This is a genomic window from Candidatus Pelagibacter communis (assembly GCF_001180205.1).
GTDB classification, from domain to species: domain Bacteria; phylum Pseudomonadota; class Alphaproteobacteria; order Pelagibacterales; family Pelagibacteraceae; genus Pelagibacter; species Pelagibacter ubique_O.
In genome coordinates this window covers 31,992-54,172 of sequence record NZ_CVSU01000021.1, presented here as the reverse complement: position 1 = coordinate 54,172, position 22,181 = coordinate 31,992, and the positions used below count along the sequence as shown (strand labels likewise).

At 31.9% G+C, this 22,181-nt stretch carries 21 protein-coding genes; 9 read left to right on the top strand and 12 right to left on the bottom strand.

What is annotated here, in order from left to right; translation table 11 throughout:
• The 3 genes from AMO08_RS01010 to AMO08_RS01000 all read left to right on the top strand — a co-directional run bounded on the left by AMO08_RS01010 (position 1) and on the right by AMO08_RS01000 (position 3,621).
• The gene (locus AMO08_RS01010) at positions 1 to 1,011 is read left to right on the top strand and encodes a branched-chain amino acid ABC transporter permease (protein WP_075484356.1); all 1,011 of its coding nucleotides are present in this window, start codon (positions 1 to 3) and stop codon (positions 1,009 to 1,011) included.
• A 35-nt stretch (positions 1,012 to 1,046) separates the two neighbouring features.
• On the top strand, positions 1,047 to 2,378 hold the full coding sequence (locus tag AMO08_RS01005; protein ID WP_075484366.1) for a branched-chain amino acid ABC transporter permease: 1,332 nt from the start codon (positions 1,047 to 1,049) through the stop codon (positions 2,376 to 2,378).
• A gap of 76 nt (positions 2,379 to 2,454) precedes the next feature.
• Positions 2,455 to 3,621: an MFS transporter gene (locus tag AMO08_RS01000; protein WP_075484355.1), complete on the top strand. Its 1,167-nt coding sequence runs from the start codon at positions 2,455 to 2,457 to the stop codon at positions 3,619 to 3,621.
• A 36-nt stretch (positions 3,622 to 3,657) separates the two neighbouring features.
• Here AMO08_RS01000 and AMO08_RS00995 read toward each other — a convergent pair whose 3' ends face one another.
• The 9 genes from AMO08_RS00995 to AMO08_RS00955 form a co-directional block, all read right to left on the bottom strand.
• Positions 3,658 to 4,848: an ABC transporter substrate-binding protein gene (locus AMO08_RS00995; RefSeq protein WP_075484354.1), complete on the bottom strand. Its 1,191-nt coding sequence runs from the start codon at positions 4,846 to 4,848 to the stop codon at positions 3,658 to 3,660.
• Positions 4,849 to 4,955: 107 nt separating this feature from the next.
• The gene (locus tag AMO08_RS00990) at positions 4,956 to 6,437 is read right to left on the bottom strand and encodes an aldehyde dehydrogenase (RefSeq protein ID WP_075484353.1); all 1,482 of its coding nucleotides are present in this window, start codon (positions 6,435 to 6,437) and stop codon (positions 4,956 to 4,958) included.
• Complete coding sequence (locus AMO08_RS00985; protein ID WP_075484352.1) at positions 6,430 to 7,215, bottom strand: alpha/beta fold hydrolase; 786 nt, start codon at positions 7,213 to 7,215, stop codon at positions 6,430 to 6,432. The genes AMO08_RS00990 and AMO08_RS00985 overlap by 8 nt, the downstream gene beginning before the upstream one ends.
• Positions 7,216 to 7,218: 3 nt before the next feature.
• Positions 7,219 to 7,803 carry an amino acid synthesis family protein gene (locus tag AMO08_RS00980; RefSeq protein ID WP_075484351.1) on the bottom strand — a complete coding sequence of 195 codons (585 nt, stop codon included), beginning with the start codon at positions 7,801 to 7,803 and terminating at the stop codon, positions 7,219 to 7,221.
• A 3-nt stretch (positions 7,804 to 7,806) separates the two neighbouring features.
• A complete protein-coding gene (locus AMO08_RS00975) occupies positions 7,807 to 8,973 on the bottom strand; it encodes an LLM class flavin-dependent oxidoreductase (protein WP_075484350.1) in 1,167 nt (388 codons plus the stop codon).
• A gap of 105 nt (positions 8,974 to 9,078) precedes the next feature.
• Positions 9,079 to 10,047, bottom strand: a complete 969-nt coding sequence (locus AMO08_RS00970) for a 2OG-Fe(II) oxygenase family protein (protein ID WP_075484349.1) — start codon at positions 10,045 to 10,047, stop codon at positions 9,079 to 9,081.
• The gene (locus AMO08_RS00965) at positions 10,044 to 10,997 is read right to left on the bottom strand and encodes a DMT family transporter (protein ID WP_075484348.1); all 954 of its coding nucleotides are present in this window, start codon (positions 10,995 to 10,997) and stop codon (positions 10,044 to 10,046) included. The genes AMO08_RS00970 and AMO08_RS00965 overlap by 4 nt, the downstream gene beginning before the upstream one ends.
• A 40-nt stretch (positions 10,998 to 11,037) precedes the next feature.
• The gene (locus tag AMO08_RS00960; RefSeq protein ID WP_075484347.1) at positions 11,038 to 11,499 is read right to left on the bottom strand and encodes a thioesterase family protein; all 462 of its coding nucleotides are present in this window, start codon (positions 11,497 to 11,499) and stop codon (positions 11,038 to 11,040) included.
• Between the two features lies 1 nt (position 11,500).
• Positions 11,501 to 12,526, bottom strand: coding sequence for a quaternary amine ABC transporter ATP-binding protein (locus tag AMO08_RS00955; RefSeq protein ID WP_075484346.1), 1,026 nt, complete (start codon positions 12,524 to 12,526; stop codon positions 11,501 to 11,503).
• 125 nt (positions 12,527 to 12,651) lie between these two features.
• Here AMO08_RS00955 and AMO08_RS00950 point away from each other — a divergent pair, with 125 nt between their 5' ends.
• Together AMO08_RS00950 and AMO08_RS00945 are read left to right on the top strand one after the other, a co-directional pair.
• On the top strand, positions 12,652 to 13,383 hold the full coding sequence (locus AMO08_RS00950; RefSeq protein ID WP_075484345.1) for a class II aldolase/adducin family protein: 732 nt from the start codon (positions 12,652 to 12,654) through the stop codon (positions 13,381 to 13,383).
• Complete coding sequence (locus tag AMO08_RS00945) at positions 13,383 to 14,534, top strand: TauD/TfdA family dioxygenase (protein ID WP_075484344.1); 1,152 nt, start codon at positions 13,383 to 13,385, stop codon at positions 14,532 to 14,534. The genes AMO08_RS00950 and AMO08_RS00945 overlap by 1 nt, the downstream gene beginning before the upstream one ends.
• Here AMO08_RS00945 and AMO08_RS00940 read toward each other — a convergent pair.
• Genes AMO08_RS00940 through AMO08_RS00930 form a run of 3 tightly spaced genes read right to left on the bottom strand, consistent with a single transcriptional unit; the run spans position 14,518 to position 17,779 of the window.
• Complete coding sequence (locus AMO08_RS00940) at positions 14,518 to 15,948, bottom strand: aldehyde dehydrogenase family protein (RefSeq protein ID WP_075484343.1); 1,431 nt, start codon at positions 15,946 to 15,948, stop codon at positions 14,518 to 14,520. The genes AMO08_RS00945 and AMO08_RS00940 overlap by 17 nt on opposite strands.
• A 20-nt stretch (positions 15,949 to 15,968) precedes the next feature.
• On the bottom strand, positions 15,969 to 16,910 hold the full coding sequence (locus AMO08_RS00935) for an NAD(P)-dependent oxidoreductase (RefSeq protein ID WP_075484342.1): 942 nt from the start codon (positions 16,908 to 16,910) through the stop codon (positions 15,969 to 15,971).
• A complete protein-coding gene (locus tag AMO08_RS00930; protein ID WP_075484341.1) occupies positions 16,907 to 17,779 on the bottom strand; it encodes a DMT family transporter in 873 nt (290 codons plus the stop codon). The genes AMO08_RS00935 and AMO08_RS00930 overlap by 4 nt, the downstream gene beginning before the upstream one ends.
• 59 nt (positions 17,780 to 17,838) lie before the next feature.
• Between AMO08_RS00930 and AMO08_RS00925 the strand changes: the two genes are divergently transcribed.
• From AMO08_RS00925 to AMO08_RS00910, 4 genes are all read left to right on the top strand, one after another.
• Positions 17,839 to 18,585 (top strand): maleate cis-trans isomerase family protein, encoded by a 747-nt coding sequence (locus tag AMO08_RS00925; protein WP_075484340.1) that lies wholly within the window; start codon positions 17,839 to 17,841, stop codon positions 18,583 to 18,585.
• Positions 18,585 to 19,754, top strand: a complete 1,170-nt coding sequence (locus AMO08_RS00920; protein WP_075484339.1) for a M24 family metallopeptidase — start codon at positions 18,585 to 18,587, stop codon at positions 19,752 to 19,754. Before AMO08_RS00925 ends, AMO08_RS00920 begins: the two co-directional genes overlap by 1 nt.
• Positions 19,755 to 19,799: 45 nt before the next feature.
• Positions 19,800 to 20,885, top strand: a complete 1,086-nt coding sequence (locus tag AMO08_RS00915) for an ABC transporter ATP-binding protein (RefSeq protein WP_075484338.1) — start codon at positions 19,800 to 19,802, stop codon at positions 20,883 to 20,885.
• A gap of 128 nt (positions 20,886 to 21,013) precedes the next feature.
• Positions 21,014 to 22,129, top strand: a complete 1,116-nt coding sequence (locus tag AMO08_RS00910; RefSeq protein ID WP_075484337.1) for an extracellular solute-binding protein — start codon at positions 21,014 to 21,016, stop codon at positions 22,127 to 22,129.
• Positions 22,130 to 22,181 lie beyond the last annotated feature (52 nt).

The window sequence follows — 22,181 nt, the reverse complement described above, 5'->3', positions numbered from 1 at the left end:
ATGGATTTTGTAAATGCAATAATTCTTTTATTAAATTATATTTTCATTCCTGCATTAACTTATGGTTCTCAGTTAGCACTGGGTGCAATATTCGTAACACTTATCTATGGAATTTTAAGATTTGCTAATTTTGCAACTGGTGACATGATGTCTTTTGGAACCATGGCTACGATCTTATTCACATGGTATTTTCAATCTTTAGGTGTTTCTTTAGGTGTTTTACCTACTGCTCTGTTAGCTATCCCATTTGGAATTATTTTTATGATTCTTTACATGCTTTTAATAGATAAATTTGTATTCAAATATTATAGACATCAGAAAAGCCCTCCAGTTCAGTTTGCAATGGTAAGTATTGGTGTAATGTTTGTAACTCAAGCAGTAGTAAGAATTATAATTGGACCTGGTGACAGAAGATTTTTTGATGGAGAAAAATTTATTATTAAAGCCCGTGAATTTAAAGAGATGACGGGTTTAAATGAAGGTCTTGCATTAAAATCAACTCAAGTAATAACTATTTTTGTAACAATAGTTTTAGTTTCTTTATTATTTTGGTTTTTAAATAGAACTAAAACTGGAAAAAGTATGAAAGCTTATTCTGATAATGAAGATCTTGCTTTGTTGTCAGGTATTGATCCCAAAAAAATAGTTTTAGTTACTTGGGTAATTGCTGGTATCTTAGCAACTATTGGTGGAGCTTTGTATGGTTTAGATAAAAGTTTTAAGCCATTTACTTATTTTAATAATATGCTTCCTATTTTTGCTGCTGCAATTGTTGGAGGAATTGGAAATCCATTTGGAGCTTTTTTAGGCGGATATGTAATTGCTTTTTCTGAAATACTTCTCACTTATGCATATAAAAAATTCTTTATGTATGTTTTACCAGAAAGTATGGAGCCAAATAGTTTGGTTCAGTTACTATCTACTGATTATAAGTTTGCAGTCTCGTTTTCTATTCTAGTAATTGTTTTAATTTATCGACCTTCGGGAATATTTAAGGGGAAAGTATTGTGAGAAAAAACCTAAATGTAATTGCAGCTTACAGCATCATGATGGTGCTTATTCTAATGGTTGGGATATTTCAGTCTTGGAATATTGCTTTATCAATATTTAATCTTTGTTTGATTTCTGCAGTCATGACAATGGGTGCGAATATTCAATGGGGGTACGCTGGTCTAATTAATTTTGGAATTATGGGCTATACTGCTTTAGGTGGTTTAGCTGCGGTATTGATATCTGTTGATCCTGTTCAAGAAGCTTGGAGGGCAGGAGGTTTCGACATTCTAATGTCGTTGTGGCTGATAGTAGTAATGGTATTAGTTATACGCTTTATTTTAAAAAGATTTGAAAAATCAAAAATCAGAACATACAGCATAGCTGCAATAATAATTTCAGGTATTTTACTTATTAGATTTTCTGCAGAGCCAGGCATAGAAGCTATTGAAGCAGTTGACCCTGCTAAAACTGGTTTCCTAGGAGGATTTGGATTACCAATTATATTTTCTTGGATAGTTGGAGCTCTTTTTGCAGGGGGTTTAGCATTTATAGTTGGAAAAGTTGCACTTGGTCTTAGAGCAGATTATTTAGCTATTGCTACTCTTCTTATTTCCGAAATTGTTATTGCAATTATTAAACACGAAGATTGGCTCACAAGAGGAGTTAAAAATGTTATTGGATTAAAAAGACCTGCACCTTATGAAGTAGATCTTCAAACAACTGATTGGTTTATTAAATTAGTTGAAAAGTTTAATGCAGGAAAATTAAGTGTAATTGAGAATTTAGCTGATAGACAAGCTGCTTTAAACCAGCTTGTTATAGAAGGTTCATCAGTATTTGTAAAACTGTGTTATTCAGGATTATTCTTAGTAGTAGTAATTATTCTTTTAATTTTAACTCAAAAAGCTCTTTATTCTCCATGGGGAAGAATGATGAGAGCAATTAGAGATAATGAGGAAGCTGCAAATGCAATGGGTAAAAATGTTGTTAAACAACATTTACTAATTTTTATTTTAGGCTCAGCAATTGTTGGAATTGCGGGTGCAATGCTTGTTACACAAGATGGTTTATTTACACCGGGAAGTTATAGACCTATGAGATATACGTTTTTGATTTGGGTGATGGTAATTGTTGGAGGAAGTGGAAATAATTTTGGAGCAATTTTAGGAGGATTTGTTGTTTGGTTTTTATGGATAGAAGCTGCACCAATATCATTATTCTTAATAAACTTTTTCACTGCGGGAATTCCTGAAACAAATGCACTTAAAGCTCATTTAATTGAAAGCGTTCCTTATTTCAGATTTTTACTGATGGGATTAGGATTGTTGTTTATAATGAGGTATCGACCTAAAGGTATACTTCCTGAAAAAATAGAAATAAAGTAAACGTAATGAAATATATTATATTAGGTGCTGCTGCTGCTTGGGCTTTGTATATGGCTGATAAGTATTTATTCTTTTAATGAATAAAAATCTTTCGTTACTTATATTAAGCCAGATTTTTGCTTTTACAGCTGCCCCAGTCACCGTTTTTTTAAGTGGTATAATTGGTTCAAAATTTAGTCCAATAAATACTTTAGCAACTCTTCCAATGGCTTTGTCAGTAGTCGGAATTGCGTTATTTGCTTTTTTTGCTGCAAAGTTAATGAGTATAATTGGACGAAAATTAGGTTTTATTTTTGCATCAATAGGCACATGTTTTGCATCCCTTTTAACTGCATACTCTATAATTATAGAAAGTTTTGTCTTATATAATTTAGGATGCTTTTTAATTGGTGGAGGAATAGCTTTTAGCCATCAATATCGTTTTGCAGCAGTCGAGGTTGTGGATAAGGATTATGCACCAAAAGCAATTTCTATCATTTTGTTAGCAGGAATAGGTTCGGCGTTTATTGGTCCAAACATTGCAAACATTTCTAAAGGACTTATCTCAAATCATATGTATGCAGGTTCTTATCTTGCACTTGCCATTTTATCTATCTCATCAACAATTTTTTTAATTTTTTATCAGGAACCAAAAACGATATCTAGTAATCAATATAAAACTGGAAGAAGTTTTTTTGAGCTTATCTCTCAACCTAGATTTCTACAGGCGCTCGTAGCTTCAGCTTTTGCATATGCTGTAATGACTTTTTTAATGACAGCAACTCCTATAAGTATGCATCTGATGGAGAAAATAAGTCTAAGCAAGACTGGATTTGTTATTCAGCTTCATATAGCAGCCATGTTTTTACCTTCACTAGTTACAGGAAATTTAATTAAAAGATTTGGTCATAGTAAAATAATGTATGTGGGAGTTTTATTGTTTTTAGTCACAATTATTACCAGTTTATTTGAACAGAATTATATTAACTATATGGTTGCACTTATTTTCCTGGGGCTAGGGTGGAATTTTCTATTCATTTCAGGAACAAGCTTACTTGTTTTGTGTTACAGAGAAGAGGAAAAATTTAGAGCTCAAGGTTATAATGATTTAATTGTTTATTCTATACAAGCATTAGCCAGTTTGTCTGCTGGAGTATTTCTTAGCCTAACTAGCTGGAAAACTATGAATTTAACATGTTTGATTTTTCTAATTATCATAGCTCTATCTACTATAAGAGCTGATTTAAAAAAAAAACCCCAGTAATTAAATTACTGGGGTTTTTTGAATTAAGATAAAAAATTATCTTTGTTTTTTAGTTTTGAATTTTCCACCTTTAACTTCTTGTTCTAAGAAAGAACCTTCAGCTTCACCAACGTCAGTAAAAGTTACTCCAGTAGCACCTTCGTAATTAATCTTTTTACCTTTTGCCAGTAAATCTAAACCTTTCTTAAGCTCACCTGGATAAATTTTAGTTCCAGGAGCGTTAGCAACATCCATTACATTTTTTGCAATAGATGCTCTGTCAGCAGAGTTACCTGCTTGCATTGCAAGAACGATTAAAGCAGCTGCATCGTAAGATTCACCTGTGTAAGGACCAGAAGCTTCTACACCTCCAGCTTTTGCAACTTCAGCAAATATACCTGCACCTTTACCAGTAGAACCTGGTAATGATCCAAATGATTTGCTTAAATCTTTTCCGAATGCATCAACTAAAGATTGACCAATCATACCATCTGATAAAATAAATCTATCAAACGCACCAGAGTCTAAAGAAGCTTGAATAATTCCTTTTCCTCCTTGGTCAAGATAACCAATAACTGCTACAGCATCACCACCAGCAGAAGCAAGAGTTGCTACTTCAGATGAGTAATCTGCTTTTCCATCCTCGTGAGCAGTTACAGTTGTAACTTTAATACCATGAGCTTCAACTGCTGCTTTGTAAACATCAGCTAAACCTTTACCATAGTCATTGTTAGTATAAGTGATTGCAACACTTTTTACTTTTCTATCTTTAGTTATGTCAGCTAAAATTTGACCACCTCTAGCATCAGATGGAGCAGTTCTAAAGAAATATCCATTGTCATCTAGAGTTGTTAAACCAGGAGAAGTAGCTGAAGGTGAAATCATTACTACACCATTTGGTACAGCAACATTAGTTGCGATAGCACCAGTTACACCTGAACAGTCTGCTCCCATAATTGCAGCTACACCACCTGAAATTAACCCTTCAGCTGCAGCTGTTGCCGCTGCTGAGTCAACACAAGTTGAGTCTGCTCTTACTGGCTCAATTTTTTTTCCACCTAATAGCGAACCTGAATCAGAAGCTTCTTTAAACGCAAGCTCTGCAGATGCAGCCATTGCTGGAGTTAGAGATTCAATAGGACCAGTGAATCCTAAGATGATCCCCATTTTAATCGAATGTCCGTCTGCCATTACATTTGAACCAAAACTTGATACAAACATAAATACAGCGATAAATAGTTTTCTCATTATCTTCCTCTTTATTGTTAACAATTTATAAAAACTAATTTAAGTATGAATACAATCAATATTCAATGACAAAATTATCCTATTTTAGATGGGTTAATTGGTACAGATTATCTTATTGAGAAGGGGTCTAGAGAGGGTTCGTCTGATGTGTAGAACCAAGTTGTTTTTACTCTTGTGTAGTCTTTAATTGAATCAATTCCTGCTTCTTTTCCATATCCACTATCCTTGATACCCCCAAATGGAGCTGAAGGTGAAATTAATCTATAAGTATTTACAAATGTTATTCCTGCTCGGATAGCATTAGATACCCTCATTCCTCTAGCGAGATCACTAGTATAAACACCTGAAGAAAGACCGTACTGATTGTCATTCATTAATTCTATTACTTCTTTTTCAGTATCAAATTTCATTACCGATAATACAGGGCCAAAAAGTTCATTCTCAGCAGCTGGCAGATTATGATTTTCACACTCAATAATTGTTGGTGGGAAATAATAACCTTCATTCGAAAAAGGATGTCTTTTACCACCACATTTAATTTTTCCACCTTGTTCAACAGTTAATTTAATATTTTTTTCGATTACTTCTAATTGTTTAAAGTTACTTAAGGGACCCATTTCAGTATCAGAGTCCATAGGAGCACCTATTTTAATTTTTTCTGCTCTTGATGCTAACTTATCCAAAAATTCGTTATATATTCCTTTTTGTAAGTATAACCTTGAACCTGCTATACAACTTTGACCACTTGCTCCAAATATTCCAGCAGTTATTCCATTAATTGCATTTTCTTGTTTGGCATCATCAAAAACAGCTACAGGACTTTTTCCACCTAATTCTAAACTTACTTCAGATAAATTTTCTGCAGAGTTTCTAATAATATGCCTTGCAGTTTCAGGACCTCCTGTAAAAGCTACTTTCTCAACTAAGTTGTGAGTAGTTAAAGCTTTACCACATGGATCTCCAAAACCAGAAACTACATTTACAACACCTTTTGGTATTCCAGTTTCTTCAACTAACTTTGCAAATTCAAACATAGTTGCTGGTGCTAGTTCAGAACATTTAATTACTACTGTATTACCCATAGCTAAAGCAGGTGCAACTTTTGTTGCAGTTAAAAACATTTGAGAATTCCAAGGAATGATAGCTGCAATAACACCTATTGGAATTCTTGTTGTGATCGCTTGAATATTTGGTTTATCTATTGGAAGAACTGTTCCTTCAACTTTGTCAGCTAAACCTGCATAGTAATCATAATATTCTGCAATGTATTTTGCTTGTTGATAAGTTTCTCTGTACAGTTTCCCTGTATCAATTGTTTCAATCTTTCCTAATAATTCAGAATTTTCTCTAAGTTTATTTCCGATTGCTCTCAAATATTTTGCTCTATCTCTTGCAATCATCTTTGGCCATTCACCTTCAAAAGCTTTTTGTGCAGCTTTTACAGCTCTATCCACATCATTTGCGCTAGCTTCAGGAACTATAGCCCAAGGCTTATTATTTTCTGGATTTAAAGTTTCAAAAGTTTTTTTTGTATCAGAGTCTACCCACTGACCATCTATAAACATTTGATATTTTTTTAACTCAGGCATTATTTATATGTTTCATTATTGCATTATTTACTTCGTCTGCATATTCAATAGTGCATAAATGTTTTCCATTTTTAATTTCAACATATGTTGAATTTTGTATATCTTTATTTAAATTTTTTGACATATCAGGCGTAGATCCTGGATCATCTGATCCTGTTATAATTAAGGTATTTGTTTTAATATTTTTTATATTTTCAAGATTGTCTTGATAGTTTGCAAACACTTCATAAGATTTAACAAAATTTTCTTGATCAATTCCTTTCTTGTTAAGAATTTTCATAAACTCATCATATAATTCAGGATTTTGTTCAAGGTATTGATCTGAAAACCATCTCTTCATTGCCATTTGTGATATCGGCATATTTTTTTTTGCTAAATTAACTCTATCAATTACATTTTGTCTTTCTTCTGCTGTCCTTTTGTATGTAGTGGATATTAGTGTTAAAGAATTTAAATAATTTTCATATTTTGAAGTAAATTCAATTGCAATCAAAGATCCGATAGAAAAACCAATTAAATTAAATTTCTCTATCTTTAGGTTTTTTACTAAATTTGATAATTGATCAGTAAAATTTTCCATTGATAAATTTGGCTTTTTAAAAGGTGTTTTTCCATGTCCCAACAAATCGTAAGTTATAAACGAATTGTTCTTAAAAAATTCAATTTGTGGTTTCCACATTTGTTGATTTAAACCAACACCATGAATAAAGATTAATGGTAAAGAATTTTTGTTGTTAAAATAATAATGATTTTGATCGTTATCAAAATTGTAAGACATCAATTAGTTATCGATGCCCATCTCTTTCATATCTTGATATCTATCACCCGTTCTTGCATGAGCTCGTCCAGTTGGAGCGCCTCCAATTGCAACAACTATTTCATCTTCATTAGGTGCATCATGAATTGTAAATTCATGCGTTAGATAAAAAGGTCTTAATCCAGCATCAGTTTTATGCATCATTGGAATTGAAATTTTTGCACCCGCAGGACCTCTGGTATTTGTAAAACTTAAATAGGAAGTTCCATCAACGGCATCTCTAAATTTATTTCCAAATCTTAAAGTATGAATAAATGCAGATGCATGTTCTATCTCACCATTTAATCCAACCATAGCAGCTTTTCCATAAGCTAAAATTTTTTCACCTGATCCAATTTCTTTTGTTAATTCTGGAACCAAAAGATCTCCTAATTGAGGTGCAAGATCTAGTATTTCTGGTTTTAAATCTTCTACAAAACCTTTTCCAGCCCAAGGGTTTTCTATAACAGCTGCAACTGAGACTAATAGAACAGGTTCTTTTGCTTTTTTTCCACCTTCTATAAAAGTTTTATCTACAAATTTTGCAAATTTTCTAAGCTTTAAATCCATCTACTAGCTAGCTCTTTGTATGTTTGTATCTATTGGTTTTATATTTGGAATAACTTCTTCTGTAAATAACTTGATACTTCTCATACAGTCTTCATGTTTGACACCTGGAAAGTTAGACCAGACTTGTAAATTTTGAAGATTTAATTCTTCTTGAAGTTCTTTTATTTTTTCTATTACAAACTCAGGTGTTCCAAATAAAAGATTTCTTTTATGAAGAAATTCATAATTTAATAAATCTAGCTTATTTTTTGTCTCTGGTAATTTTTCATCTGGATCCATATGATTTCCCAATCCTCTCCAATGGCAAACCCATCTCATATAATTAACTATATGTTCTCCAGCCATTTTTTCAGCCTCTTCCATAGTTTCTGCAACAAACATATCTCTAACCAAACTAATACCTTCACCCAGTGGCACATCTCTATTTTCAGCTTTAGATTTTGCCTCTTTATAAATTTCAAATCTTTTTTTCAAAGCTTTTACAGTTGGGATCCACATAATTGTATTTAGTCCATTTTCTGCTGCCCACTGAATTGATCTTTCTCCATCAACAACTTGAGAAATTGGTGGAAAGGGTTTTTGATAAGGTTTTGGTAAAACAGATATTTGTTTTAATTCATTTGTTTTTAAATCTACTACATTTTCTTTAGGAGGACTCATATCGTGCTGCCAAATAAAATTTGGTGAGGGATAAGTATAGAATTCACCTTGGTGAGAAAAGAAGTCCTCAGACCAAGCTTTTTTCATTACGTCCAATGTTTCAGAAAATAGTCTAAAATTTTTTGCTTGATCTTTTAAGTCAGCTTCTTTGTTCATGTTAATGGCTTCTCTTCCGTAAACTCCTCTTCCAACACCAATTTCCACTCTTCCTCTTGACATTTGGTCAAGGGTAGCAATATCTTCTGCAAGTCTTATAGGATTATGAAATGTTATTACGTTGCAAGCTTGTCCTAAACGAATATTTTTAGTTCTTGCAGCAGCATCAGTACACATCATTAGTGGATTGGTGCAAGACTCCATTCCTTCATGATTAAAATGATGTTCAGTATACCAAATAGAATTCCAATTATTTTGATCACAATATTCAGTGATTTCTCTAGCTTCGTCTAGAAGTTGGGCATAAGGTTTTTTATCCCAATTAGTAGTATTACAAAAATATCCAAAGTTCATAAAGCCTCCTTTAAAAATTAATTTAAAGACGACCGATCCCACTTTCGTAAATTTTTGAATTTAACGACGAGTTATGTATCGCTTTATAGTTAAACTTTATTATTACTAGCGTTGATATTCAATAAATTTCTTTAAAGATTTGTTAAGAAATTTCTCATAAATTGGACCATTATTTTTGAATTTGCTTCCATTTAAAAATGATTGGTTCATTTTGAAATCATAGGAAGGTTCAAAGAAAAAAGGAACAGAGAGTCTTTTACTTTTATTCCATAAAACTCTGTGATTAGTTGCTTTAAATTTACCTTTGCTTAGAAACTCCAAAGCTCTACCAGTGTTTACTACTAAAGCTTTTTTGTTAAATGGTACATCATACCATTTTTTATTTTTTCTATTTTGTACCTGCAATCCACCTTTTCTATCTTGATAGAGAATTGTAAATATACCAGTATCAACATGTGTTTCACACCCAAGAGCAACCCCATCTTGTTTAGATATTTCTATCGGTTTTGTCTGATTAGGATAATAATTAAATCTTAATGTGCTTAATGTTTTTAATCTTGAAAAAGCTACACTAGAAATATCAGGATTTTTTTTATTAAGTTTTATTACACTTTTAAATAAAGTTTCACTCAATCTATAAATATTATCGAAATATTTGTTTAAAATATTTATTGAACTTTTTTTAAAACACTCATCTAGATTAAGAAATTCTATGTATTGATTATTTAGATTTGAAGAATATTTTTTAGTTACTTTTAAATCACCTATATCTAAACCTTCTTTCCCGTTCACATCATTAGAAAAATATCCTCTGTAAAGATTTTTATTTTTTTTATTCCATTTTTTAGGTGATAATTTTCTTTTCTTACTGTCTGGTAAATTAAAAAATTTATTCCCAACTTCGCATGTTTTTTTAATTTCTTTTAGATTAATTCCATGACCGGTAATTTGAAAAAAACCTACATTGATACAAGCTTTTTCAATTTCTTTAATTGTTTTAAATGCATTCTGAGTTTCAAAATTATTTTTAATTAGTGACGATATATTGATTGTAGGTATATAGCTTTTACTCATCTTCTTACTGGAGTTTCAGTTGCAATATATTGATCTCTAACTCTCTCTCTCATATAAATATAAATTCCAGCTGCTATTATGCACGCAACTCCAATGAAAGTTCTAGCCGAAGGTATTTCGTTAAATAGAAAATAACCAGGGATCATCGACATTATAATTAAAGAATATTCGAACAATGAAACAACAGATGGTGAAGCAACTATATACGCTGAAAAAATACATACAAATGCAATCGATGCAGCAAAACCAAAAAATAAAATAAACTTCCAAGTATAATCAAAGTTAGAAAACCATTCTCTGAATATAAATTGAGTAGTGGGGTCAAAATTAGGATCGTTAAGTTGACCATTGCCCATAAAAACAAAGATAATACCACAAAGTATTAGTGCTATTAGGTAGAAATAAAAAAGTTGAGTATTAACATCATCTTTATCAGACGTATATTTTGTTATTGTCATTGAAGCTGCATAAAAAAATGCGCACAAAACTGGTAGTAGACTTTTATATTCAAAATCATCAAAGTTTGGATTTAGAACAATAAACACACCTATAAAACCAAACACAATTGCAGACCATCTTCTGATACCAATAAATTCTTTCAAAAAAAATTTTGCAAAAATTGAGACGAAAAATGGACATGAGAAAAATAAAGCATTTGCTGTAGCTAAAGGCATATACGTTAAAGAAATAAAGAATGCAGAAAAGGCTAAAAAATGAAGAATTACTCTAACAAACGTTAAAAAAGGATAATAAGTTTTTAAAGAAACTTTTTGACCTCTAAATTTGATGTAACAAAACAGCAAAATTGCAGCAACTAAATACCTTCCAAAAAATATTTCATATAAAGCTGCTTTTTCAAAAATAAATTTAATTAAAGAGTCTTGCATTGCAAACAATGTCATTGCTGCAATTATTAAAAGAATTCCTTTTGAGTTATTATCAGTGCTCATTATGCACCTATATCAAAAAAAAAATCTCTCGAAAATTTAATTATTTCTTCAATTTAGAGGTGAATAGAAGACCTTCGTTTGAAAATTTTGACTTATTTTGTTCAATAAAGTCTCTCATTAATTTTACTTTTTCTTCCTCAAATTCTGTGACTTTCCTTTTACTTAAATCTATATACAGCGATATCCATTCCATAGAAGCTGAAATTTTATTAGTTTTTTGAGAAATCATTTCCATCTTTAAATGAAGTCTTTTTTTGTCGTGGTCGAAATAGGTTAGATTAACATTTACTTTTTCACCTTCTTTAACTTCGTTTAAGTATTTAGTATTTGTCTCAACAACCATAGTGCTCCTATCAAGATTTTTTGCTGCAGTTCCTCCCATTTTAAATTTTTCAAGTGCAACTTCCCATGCTTGATCAAAAACAAGAACATAATAAGCCATGTTCATGTGGTTGTTGTAATCAACCCATTCCTTTTTTACTTCGAAATTTTTTAATAACACTTTATGATCTTGTTAATGAAGACTGTAATTCTTGATTTGAAATGTATCCTTTTACATTTCCACTTTTATCAACCACTTCACAATTTGAATCAGAGCATACGATTTTTGGTAAAAAATCCTCTATAAATTCATCTTCATTTACTTTTATTAAGTTTGATTTATCTATATCATTAGCTTGATCAGCAGTTTTCATAATAATTTTTGCCTTGATTACTTTTGCCCTGTTCACATCTTTTACAAAAGCTTTTACATAATCATCAGCAGGGTTCATAATAATTTCCTCGGGAGTTCCTACTTGGACTAATTTTCCAGAGTTTAATATCCCGATATGATCACCTAATCTTAATGATTCATCTAGATCGTGAGTAATAAATACAATTGTTTTTTTTAGTTCTGCTTGAAGATCAATTAATTGTTTTTGCATATCACTTCTGATCAGAGGATCTAGAGCGCTGAAAGCTTCATCCATTAACATAATATCTGTATCAGTAGCTAATGCTCTTGCTAAACCAACACGTTGCTGCATTCCTCCTGATAATTGGGCAGGGTATTGATTTTCAAAACCAGTTAGACCAACTGCATCGATTTTTTCCATTGAGATTTTATTTCTCTCATCTTCACCTTTTCCTTGCATTTCTAGTCCGTAACCAACATTTTGAATTACTGTTTTATGCGGGAATAAACCAAATCTTTGAAACACCATGCTCATTTTATGTCTTCTAAATTCAATAAGCTTTTCTTTATCAAGTGACATTACATTCGTGCCCTCAACTAAAATTTCACCATCTGTTGGATCGATTAGTCTATTTAAATGTCTTATTAGTGTTGATTTTCCTGATCCTGATAAACCCATACAAACAAAGGTTTCTCCTTCTTCAATTTTAAGCGAAACATTGTCTAATCCAACGGTATGACCAGTTTGCTCTAAAATTTCGTCTTTTGTTGCACCATCTTTTACCATTGGCAGTACAGAAGAAGGGTTGTTTCCAAAAATTTTGTATACGTTGTTGATCTCAATTTTTGACATGATGTAATGTTCTAACAGTTACAATCATCATATGTAAAACAAATATTATACAACTTATAATTGTTTTAAGAAATAACAGTTGTATTTATTTGCTTTTGCTTATTTTTTAAATAAGAATTTTATATATGGCGCAAACAGATAAAGATGTGCGACTAGAGTTGTCTGCTCTCTATAGAATTTTACATATGTACGGCATGACAGACCTTGCTAACCAATGTGCAGGGGCAAGATCTGCTGAAGATAAGAATTGTTCTTTCGTTCATCCATATGGAATGTTTTATGAAGAAATTACCGCTTCATCTTTAGTTAAAATTGATCAAAATGGAAAAAAATTAGATTCAGACGGACCTTGGTTAAATGATGGATGTATTAATCTTGCTCAATGGATTTTTAATAAAAGAAATGATGTAAACTTTTATGTTCACGGACATGCTAATGATGTAATGGCAGTTGGAGGTACCAAAGAAGGTTTGATGTATCTTTCACAGGCCGCAGTTTATTTAAATCATCTTGTTGGATATATTGATTATGAATTTGTTGAGGATAAAGAATTTGGAATCAAGTTTGAAAACCTAATTAGCAAACACGACATTTTGATTACAAGAAATCATGGATATTACACAGTAGGAAAAACTGCTGCAGAAGCATTTTTCAGAGCTTATTATCTAGAGCAAGCATGTTCAGTTCAGGTAAAAAATCTTGCTATGGGTTTAAACAAACATGAAATAGATAAACAGAAAGCTGCATATTTCTGGGAAAACATGAGTGACTCTGATGATTATAATTATGATGGAAAAACAGAGTGGGCTGCTTTATTAAGAAAACTAGAAAGAGAACATTCAAATTATAAAAATTAATGGAACAAAATTTTACAATTAAAAATATAACTAAAAATTCTACAAATTTAGAAGTTGACTGGAGTGACGGAAAAAAAAGTAAATTTAATTATTTATGGCTAAGAGACAACTGTCCAACTGCACATGATAAAGACTCTCGTCATAGAATGTTTAATATTTTAAAAGTATCAAATAATATTAATCCAAAAAAATTTGCAGTAAATAATGAAGGTAAGCTTGAAATTGAATGGAGTGAAGGAGACCACGTAAGTTATTATGACCAAAATTGGTTAAGAGAAAACTGCTATACTATAAAAAATAATTTAGAATATAAATCTCCATATCAACTTTGGGACAACTCTTTACAAAATGATCTGAAGTCAATTGAGATTGAACATGATGAAATTATGAGTTCAGATGAGGGGCTTGTCAGATGGTTAGAGCTTTTACATCATACTGGAATTGCTATAGTAAAAAATGCTCCAACTGAAAATAATTCTGGATTTAAAATTTTAAATAGAATTAGCCATACTAGGGAAACTTTTTTTAAAACACCTTTTGAAGTAATTAACATTCCTAAACCAAATAATTCTGCTTACACAGCACACGCCCTAAGAAATCATATGGATTTACCATGGTTTGAAACACCACCTGGTTATCAATTTCTTCATTGTTTAGTTAATTCTGCAACAGGAGGAGACTCATCTGCTGTAGATGGCTTTGCAGTTGCAGATTATTTAAGAAAAAATGATAAAGAAATATTTGATACACTAGTAAACGTTCATTTAAAATTTAGAGACATGGATTATACACAAGAGTCTGTTAGAAGTTATTACGCACCCGCGATATCTCTAACCAAAGATAATGATTACCATGATATTCGGTTTAGCGTAGCAACTATGGATGCTTTAGACTGTCATCCTGATTTGATGGATAAAGTTTACAAAGCTCATCACCGATTTGGAAATTTACTTCATGACGATCAATTCCAGATTAAATTTAGATTAGAACAAGGTGATATTTTTTCTTTTAACAATAGAAGATTATTACACGGTAGAACTGAATATGATCCAAACTCAGGACATAGACATTTACAAGGTTATTACATGGATCGAGATGAAATTATTGGGAGACTAAGATATTTAAAAAATTCTGTTAATTCCAACCAGTAACATTCTTCACTTCAAGATATTCCTCAAGGCCCCAAACACCTCCTTCTCTCCCATTACCTGATTGTCTGTAACCACCAAACGGAGTTCCGGCATCTGCTCCATTTCCATTAATGTAAACACATCCAGATCTTAATTTTTTAGCAACTCTGTGTGCTTTTTCTCTGTCTTCAGTTTGCAAATAATTTCCAAGACCATAAGAAGTATCGTTTACAATATTGACCGCCTCATCTTCAGTTTCAAAGGGAATTATAGATAATACAGGTCCAAAAATTTCTTCTTTAGCAATTCTCATTTCATTAGTTACATCTGTAAATATAGTTGGTTTGATGAAGTAACCTTTGTTCAAACCGTTTGGTAACTCAGGTCCACCTGCTGCAAGAGTTGCGCCTTCAGAAATTCCACTTTCAATAAGATCTATAATTTTATCATATTGAATTTTAGAAATTACTGGTCCTATATGATCTCCCTTTTTTGAAGCTTGATCAACTTTAATTTTGTTTGCTTCATCAACAGCTTCTTTAACAGCTCTTTCATAAATTGATTTTTCAACAAGCATCCTTGTTGGTGCATCACAAGATTGACCAGAATTGCTCATTACATTTCTAATACCGTCTCTTACTGCATCTTTATAACTATCAGCAAAAACAATATTTCCACCTTTTCCACCTAATTCAAGACAAACTCTTTTAATTGTTTCAGCAGCATTTTTTGAAATTAATCTTCCTGCTCTTGTTGAACCCGTGAAAGAAACCATATCAATTTCAGGGTGGCTTGAAATGTGGGTTCCCACTCCTGCACCGTCTCCATTTACCAAATTAAATACACCTTTTGGAAAACCTGCTTCATCAATCATTTCTGCAAATAGCATTCCAGAAATAGGAGCAATTTCTGATGGTTTTAAAATCATTGTACATCCAGTTGCGAATGCAGGAACAACTTTTAAAGCAATTTGATTAATTGGCCAATTCCACGGTGTGATTAATCCACAAACTCCAATTGGCTCATAATAGATATGATTATTTGATTTATTATCAAAGTGTTCATCAAATTTAAAATTTTTTAATCTTAAAATAAAATCATCTAAATGATCTTTCCCTGAAGCTGTTTGAACATCTGTTGCCCAATCTATTGGTGCACCCATTTCAAGAGAAATAGCCTCAGCCATTTCATTAAATCTTTTTTTATAAACTGATGATAATTTTTCAAGTAAACTGAGCCTTTCTTTCTTGCTAGTTTCTTTCCAAGTATTAAAGGCATTTTTTGCTGATTTGACAGCTAAATCTGTATCCTCTTTTGAACCTAAAGAAATAACAGCAAACGGATCTTCATTGCATGGATTAATGACTTCAAAATCATTTTTTTTAATTGGATCAACCCATTGACCATTTATGTAAAATTTTCTTTTATCTAACATTTTTTATCTTAACACATTAATTAAATTTCATATCCTTTTTCCTCAGGTTCGCTATCAACCAACTCATCAGGAAAACCATTAGCTCTAAAATTAATATCATTTAAATCCTCCATCCTTTTCACAATCATTGATGACCAAGCTCTAGAACCATATTTTTTTTTTCCATCTTTGAAAATTTCAACTATTTGTGGAGAAATTTCTAAAGGAGCATTTATTTTTTTTGCAAGATTATCAAATAAACTTGTGTCTTTTAAAACCAAATCCATTGTAAAGTTTATATTATAAGATCCATTTAATATAACCTGACTTTCAGTTTCATGCACAAATGAATTACCAGAGGAAATAGTAATCCCTTTATAAGTTTTTGCTAAATCTAAATTAGATTTTTTTGCTACAGTCCAAGCCTCACCTAATGCAACTAAATGCGCAGATGCTAGATAATTTGTAATTACTTTTAATACACTTGCTGTACCAAGCTCACCAGTGTGCAATATTTTTCTCCCCATAACAGTTAATACAGGTAAAATTTTTTCAAATGCTTTTCTTTCTCCACCCACGAATATAGCAATATTACCTGTTGCTGCTCTATGACATCCACCACTCACAGGTCCATCCAAAGGGATAGCTTTTTTTGATATTACCCTGTCACCAAGTCTTTTAACTTCGTTTTCATCTGTTGTACTCATTTCTAACCAAATTTTATTCTCTGACAGTCCATTTATAATTCCGTCATCAGCCTCCATCACTTCAGCGGATACTTCAGGGGAAGGAAGAGAGGTAATTATTAAATCAGTTTTTTCTGCTAATTCTTTTGGTGATTTTGCTACCTTAGCACCTAATTCTCTCAAGGAATTTGTTAAATTTTCATCTATATCTCTTACTGTAAGATCAAAGTTATTTCTTAATAAACTTCCAGCAAGTTTTCCTCCAACATTACCTAAACCAATAAATCCAATTTTCATTTTATTTCCTCTTCCTTTTTGTTTTTTGTAAATACAATTAAAATCACACCAACTATGATTATTGTACCACCTATAAATAATTCTGAAGTTGGTTTTTCACCTAAAAGAAATATTGCTGCCAATAAACCGGTTGGTGGTATCCCCATAGTTACAATCGGTAGAACTTTATAAAGTGGGTTATTTTTTAAAACATAATAGAAACAACCGTATGTAATTGGTTGCATGATGAAACCTATATAAATTGCAATAATCCAATGATCAAATTTTGCATTTGTTAGATAATTAATTGTATTTCCATCAATTATCGCAGATGACATTACTAATATTGGTCCAGAGAATAATGCTAACCAAGCAACTAACGCTAAAGGATTTATTTCTTTACTTAAAGGTTTGACCATAACTTGCCCAAGAGCCCATACAGCTGAACCTAAAATCGTAAGTCCAATTCCAATAAATTTTCCATCCAAGTTAGGAGATCCGGTTAAAATATAAACACCAACAAAAGCGATAGCTATACCAATCAAAGCTCTAATAGTTGGTTTTTCTTTAAGCATGAAGTAAGCAAAAATAACTCCAAACGGAACTTCTGTTTGAACCAAAAGAACTGCTGCCGATGCATCAATTAAATCTAAACCAGTATACGTAATGCTATATTGCAATGTATTAGCGACTAATGATGCAGCAAAAATTCTTTTTAAATATCCTCTTGGAATTGGAAACCACCAAATTAATAATGATGCAGCAAATGTAAATCTGATACCCATTAAAAGAATAGGAGGAAAAGATTCAAATGCTGGTTTAGCTATTACAAAACCAAAGCCTAAAAAAATAGGCACCAAGGATGCTACGAAAGTATCTTTTATATTCATACCTATTTTTTTATATTAATGATTATTAAAGAACTTCTGATATATTCACCTTTTAAAATATGAATTCAACAAAAATAGATCCTAAATACATCACCAAATCAAATCCAAGAATTGGACTTATTGCGCTTGCAAGCGATTTTATGATTGAAAGAGATTTTATAAACGTAATTAAAGACAGAGAAGTTGATTTTTTTGTAAATCGTATTGAATGCTACAACCCGCTAACAAAAGAAAACTTGATCAAAATGTCAGACAAAGTAACTGAGGTAACAAAAGATATATTACCTGATCAGGATATCGATTGCGTTGTTTATGGCTGTACCTCTGGAACAATAGCTGCAGGTTATGAGTCTATAGAGAAAAAAGTAAAAGCTGCAAAACCTATGGCAGAGGTGACAACTCCAAGTACCGCAGCAATTAAAGCTTTAAAGAAGTTAAATATAAGTAAGATAAGTCTATTTACACCTTATAGCAAAAAACTTAACGATGAAGTTTTGGAATATTTTAAAAACGAAGGGTTTGAAGTTACTTCAAATTCTTACTTTGATATAGAAGCTGATTACGATATCGGAAAAGTTGATCAGAATTATTTATTTAATGTTCTATCCGAAATAAATTTAAATGGAGCAGAGGCTCTCTTTGTTTCTTGTACTGCTTTACCAGTATTGCCAATTATTGATAAATTAGAGAAAAAATTAAATACTACAGTTTTATCTAGCAATCAGGCTTTAATTTGGGATACGCTTGTTAAAATAAACAAAAATAATTCCGTCGAAGGATTTGGTAAATTATTTAATGAAAATTAATGTTGTTCACAAAAGAAGAATATAAGCAAAGATTAACAAAAGTTAAAAAAATGATGCAAGAAAAAGGCATCGATCTTTTAATCTCACATGACACTAACAACATGAATTACCTAACAGGTTATGATGCTTGGTCTTTTTATTATGCTCAATGTGCAATTGTTCATATAGATTCAGACGAGCCTCTATGTTTTGTTAGGGCTCAAGATGCAGGTGGTGCATATATTAAAACTTATTTAAAGGATGAGAATATTTTAGTTTATGACGAAAATTATATCCATACTTGGCCAAAACATCCTTATGATAATTTGGTAGAGATTATAAAAGAAAGAAAATGGGATAAGTTATGCATTGGATTAGAAATGGATGCGCATTACTTCACTGCGTTTTGTTATGAAAAAATAAAGCAAGGATTACCTAATGCAAAAATCAAAGATAGCGATCGTTTAGTTAATTGGGCAAGGTTAGTAAAATCAGATGATGAAATAGGTTTCATGAAATCTGCTGCAAAAATTTCTGAAAAAGGAATGAAAACTGCCATGGAAGTTATTAAACCAGGTGTAAGACAGTGTGATGCAGTTGGTGAAATTCAAAAAACTTTATTTTATGGTACAGAGGAATTTGGAGGTGAATATTCTAGTATCGCAACATTACTTCCAACAGGGAAAGGCACTTCAGCTTCACATTTAACAGCAACACAAGATAAATTTGTAGAAGGAGAGGCAACAATTATTGAATTATCTGGAGTTTATAAGAGATATCATGCTCCAATGGCGAGAACAGTTCTGCTTGGAAAACCCAATCAATTAAAAATTGATACAATGAACAAAACAATAGAAGCATTGAATGCTGGCATAAGTCAGATTAAACCCGGGAATACAGCAAATGATGTTGCTCAAGCTTTTTGGAAAATTTTAGATAAATACGGAATAGAAAAAAAATCTAGAACAGGTTATTCGATTGGAATTGGTTATCCTCCTGATTGGGGTGAGCATACTCTTAATATTTATAAAGGAGATATGACAGTTTTAGAACCTAATGTTTGCTTTCATATGATAGCAGTGATGCAGTTTGGAGATTGGGGAGTTGAAGCTTCAGAAGCTATTAGAGTCACAGAGAATGGATCAGAATTGTTTTGTAATTTTCCAAAAGAGCTTCATATAAAGAGTTAATTAGCTATTGAAATATATTTATACAAATGTTTTATATTCACTTTTATGTCTAAAAATCCAGAATTTGTAAAATTCGATAAAGTAGATAAAAGTTATGACGGTAAAGTTCTTGTCGTCAAAGATCTTCAATTAGATATTGCAGAAGGCGAATTCATAACAATGCTTGGTCCGTCTGGTTCAGGCAAGACAACTTGTTTAATGATGTTAGCTGGTTTTGAAACACCAACTCATGGTGAGATATTATTAGATGGAAACATAATTTCGAATATTCCTCCACATAAAAGAGGTATTGGTATGGTTTTTCAAAACTATGCTTTGTTTCCACATATGACAGTTTATGAAAACTTAGCTTTTCCTTTAAGAGTAAGAAAGGTTGAAAAAAATGAAATAGATAAAAAAGTTGATAAAGCATTATCAATGGTTTCATTAAGTGGATTTGAAACTAGAATGCCAGCTCAACTTTCAGGTGGTCAGCAACAAAGGGTTGCAGTTGCAAGAGCTTTAGTGTTTGATCCAGCAGTCGTATTGATGGATGAACCTTTGGGAGCATTAGATAAAAATTTAAGAGAAAGCATGCAATATGAAATAAAACATATTCATGAAAGTATTGGTGTAACAGTTGTATATGTAACTCATGATCAAAGTGAGGCATTAACTATGTCAAACCGAATTGCGGTATTTAATGATGGAAAAGTTCAACAGCTTTCAAATCCAGCTGAACTTTATGAGAAGCCAGTAAATTCTTTTGTTGCTGAGTTTATTGGTGAGAACAATACTTTCAATGGTGAAGTTGTGGATATCGATAAAGATAAATGCAAAGTTAAATTAGCCAATTCAGAAATACTAGCCAATCCAATTTCTGTAAAGTCTAAAGGTGAGAAAACAACTGTTTCTTTAAGACCTGAAAGGGCGTTAATTAATCCGACTGATAAGATGGATAATATGTTTACTGGAAAGATTGAAGAAGTAATTTATCACGGTGATCATACAAGAGTTAGATTAAATCTTTTAGGAAGCTCGGAGTTTATTCTTAAAGTACCCAACAGCACATCCAATTTAGAGTTAAAAGTAAGTCAAGATATAAATATTGGCTGGAATAGTGTTGATGCTAGAGCATTAGACCCAAAATAATCCTATTTAAAATATTTACATCTAAAAGAAGTAACTACTGACAAAATCAGCTGTTGACTTAATCATTCCTATTTGTTGTACTTTTACTTATATAAATTAATTTATATCAACGTTTAAACGGAGGAATAATGAGAAAAATAAGTAAATTATTATTAGCTCTTTCTTTTGTTGTGTCTCTAACATCTTCAGCCTTTGCTGTTACTGTAGCATCATGGGGTGGAGCTTATACAGAGTCTCAAAAGCTAGGGTATGGTGATCCAACTGCTAAAGCATTAGGAATAGAAATCAATTGGGTTGACTATTCTGGTGGTTTATCAGAGATCAAAGCACAGAAAGAAGCAGGTGCAATCACTTGGGATATCATAGATGTATTTGCATTCGACACTATTAACGGATGTGACGAAGGAATATTTGTTAAATTTGATTTTGACAAAGATTTCCCAGCAGCACCAGATGGAACTAAAGCAAGTGAAGATTTCTTTGCACCAATGCCGAGTGAATGTGCTGTAGGTAACATTTTATATTCTTGGAACTATGCTTATAACAAAAACAATTTAAAAGGCACTCCAAAGACTATTAAAGATTTTTTTAATACTAAAAAGTTTCCTGGAAAAAGAGCAATCTATAAAAGTGCTTTAACTAATTTAGAAATCGCTTTAGCTGCAGATGGTGTTAAGCTAGGTGACGGCGGAACTAGAGTTTACAGAAAACTTCTAGAAGACGGTGGAATCGACAGAGCGATGAATAAAATTAAAAAATTATGTACAGATCCTAATGGCGGATGTGTATTCTGGTCAGCAGGTGCCCAACCACCAGAACTTTTAATGAGTGGTGAAGTTGTAATGGCAACTGGTTGGAACGGAAGATTTTTTAACGCAATAGTTGGTGAAGGTGCACCACTTGTACAAGTATGGGATGGTCAAGGTCTTGATTATGAATACTTTGCACTAGTTAAAGGTGGACCAAACGAAGCTGATGCTAAAAAAGCTCTTGCAATGATGACTAACACAGAAATGTTAGCTGGTAGTGCGAAGTATATTGCTTATGCACCATACAGAAAATCATCTCTTGATGTAATTACTGCTGGTGAGCCTTGGTACAAAGATGGTAAAACTGAAATGATGCCACAAATGCCAACAGCTCCTGCAAACACTAAGAATTATTTCTTAGTAGACCCATTCTTCTGGGCTGATAACAATACTGAAATCAGTGAGAAGTGGGAAGCAATGAAAGCAGGACTATAATTTCAGTTTTAAACACTGAATTTATATAATATATTTAGGGCGGTTATTTTTA

Bases quoted from the DNA above. Each gene is read 5' to 3' on its own strand.
- AMO08_RS01010 (WP_075484356.1), top strand. From the start codon at position 1: ATGGATTTTGTAAATGCAATAATTCTTTTATTAAATTATATTTTCATT.
- AMO08_RS01005 (WP_075484366.1), top strand. From the start codon at position 1,047: ATGATGGTGCTTATTCTAATGGTTGGGATATTTCAGTCTTGGAATATT.
- AMO08_RS01000 (WP_075484355.1), top strand. From the start codon at position 2,455: ATGAATAAAAATCTTTCGTTACTTATATTAAGCCAGATTTTTGCTTTT.
- AMO08_RS00995 (WP_075484354.1), bottom strand. From the start codon at position 4,848: ATGAGAAAACTATTTATCGCTGTATTTATGTTTGTATCAAGTTTTGGT.
- AMO08_RS00990 (WP_075484353.1), bottom strand. From the start codon at position 6,437: ATGCCTGAGTTAAAAAAATATCAAATGTTTATAGATGGTCAGTGGGTA.
- AMO08_RS00985 (WP_075484352.1), bottom strand. From the start codon at position 7,215: ATGTCTTACAATTTTGATAACGATCAAAATCATTATTATTTTAACAAC.
- AMO08_RS00980 (WP_075484351.1), bottom strand. From the start codon at position 7,803: ATGGATTTAAAGCTTAGAAAATTTGCAAAATTTGTAGATAAAACTTTT.
- AMO08_RS00975 (WP_075484350.1), bottom strand. From the start codon at position 8,973: ATGAACTTTGGATATTTTTGTAATACTACTAATTGGGATAAAAAACCT.
- AMO08_RS00970 (WP_075484349.1), bottom strand. From the start codon at position 10,047: ATGAGTAAAAGCTATATACCTACAATCAATATATCGTCACTAATTAAA.
- AMO08_RS00965 (WP_075484348.1), bottom strand. From the start codon at position 10,997: ATGAGCACTGATAATAACTCAAAAGGAATTCTTTTAATAATTGCAGCA.
- AMO08_RS00955 (WP_075484346.1), bottom strand. From the start codon at position 12,526: ATGTCAAAAATTGAGATCAACAACGTATACAAAATTTTTGGAAACAAC.
- AMO08_RS00950 (WP_075484345.1), top strand. From the start codon at position 12,652: ATGGCGCAAACAGATAAAGATGTGCGACTAGAGTTGTCTGCTCTCTAT.
- AMO08_RS00945 (WP_075484344.1), top strand. From the start codon at position 13,383: ATGGAACAAAATTTTACAATTAAAAATATAACTAAAAATTCTACAAAT.
- AMO08_RS00940 (WP_075484343.1), bottom strand. From the start codon at position 15,948: ATGTTAGATAAAAGAAAATTTTACATAAATGGTCAATGGGTTGATCCA.
- AMO08_RS00935 (WP_075484342.1), bottom strand. From the start codon at position 16,910: ATGAAAATTGGATTTATTGGTTTAGGTAATGTTGGAGGAAAACTTGCT.
- AMO08_RS00930 (WP_075484341.1), bottom strand. From the start codon at position 17,779: ATGAATATAAAAGATACTTTCGTAGCATCCTTGGTGCCTATTTTTTTA.
- AMO08_RS00925 (WP_075484340.1), top strand. From the start codon at position 17,839: ATGAATTCAACAAAAATAGATCCTAAATACATCACCAAATCAAATCCA.
- AMO08_RS00920 (WP_075484339.1), top strand. From the start codon at position 18,585: ATGTTGTTCACAAAAGAAGAATATAAGCAAAGATTAACAAAAGTTAAA.
- AMO08_RS00915 (WP_075484338.1), top strand. From the start codon at position 19,800: ATGTCTAAAAATCCAGAATTTGTAAAATTCGATAAAGTAGATAAAAGT.
- AMO08_RS00910 (WP_075484337.1), top strand. From the start codon at position 21,014: ATGAGAAAAATAAGTAAATTATTATTAGCTCTTTCTTTTGTTGTGTCT.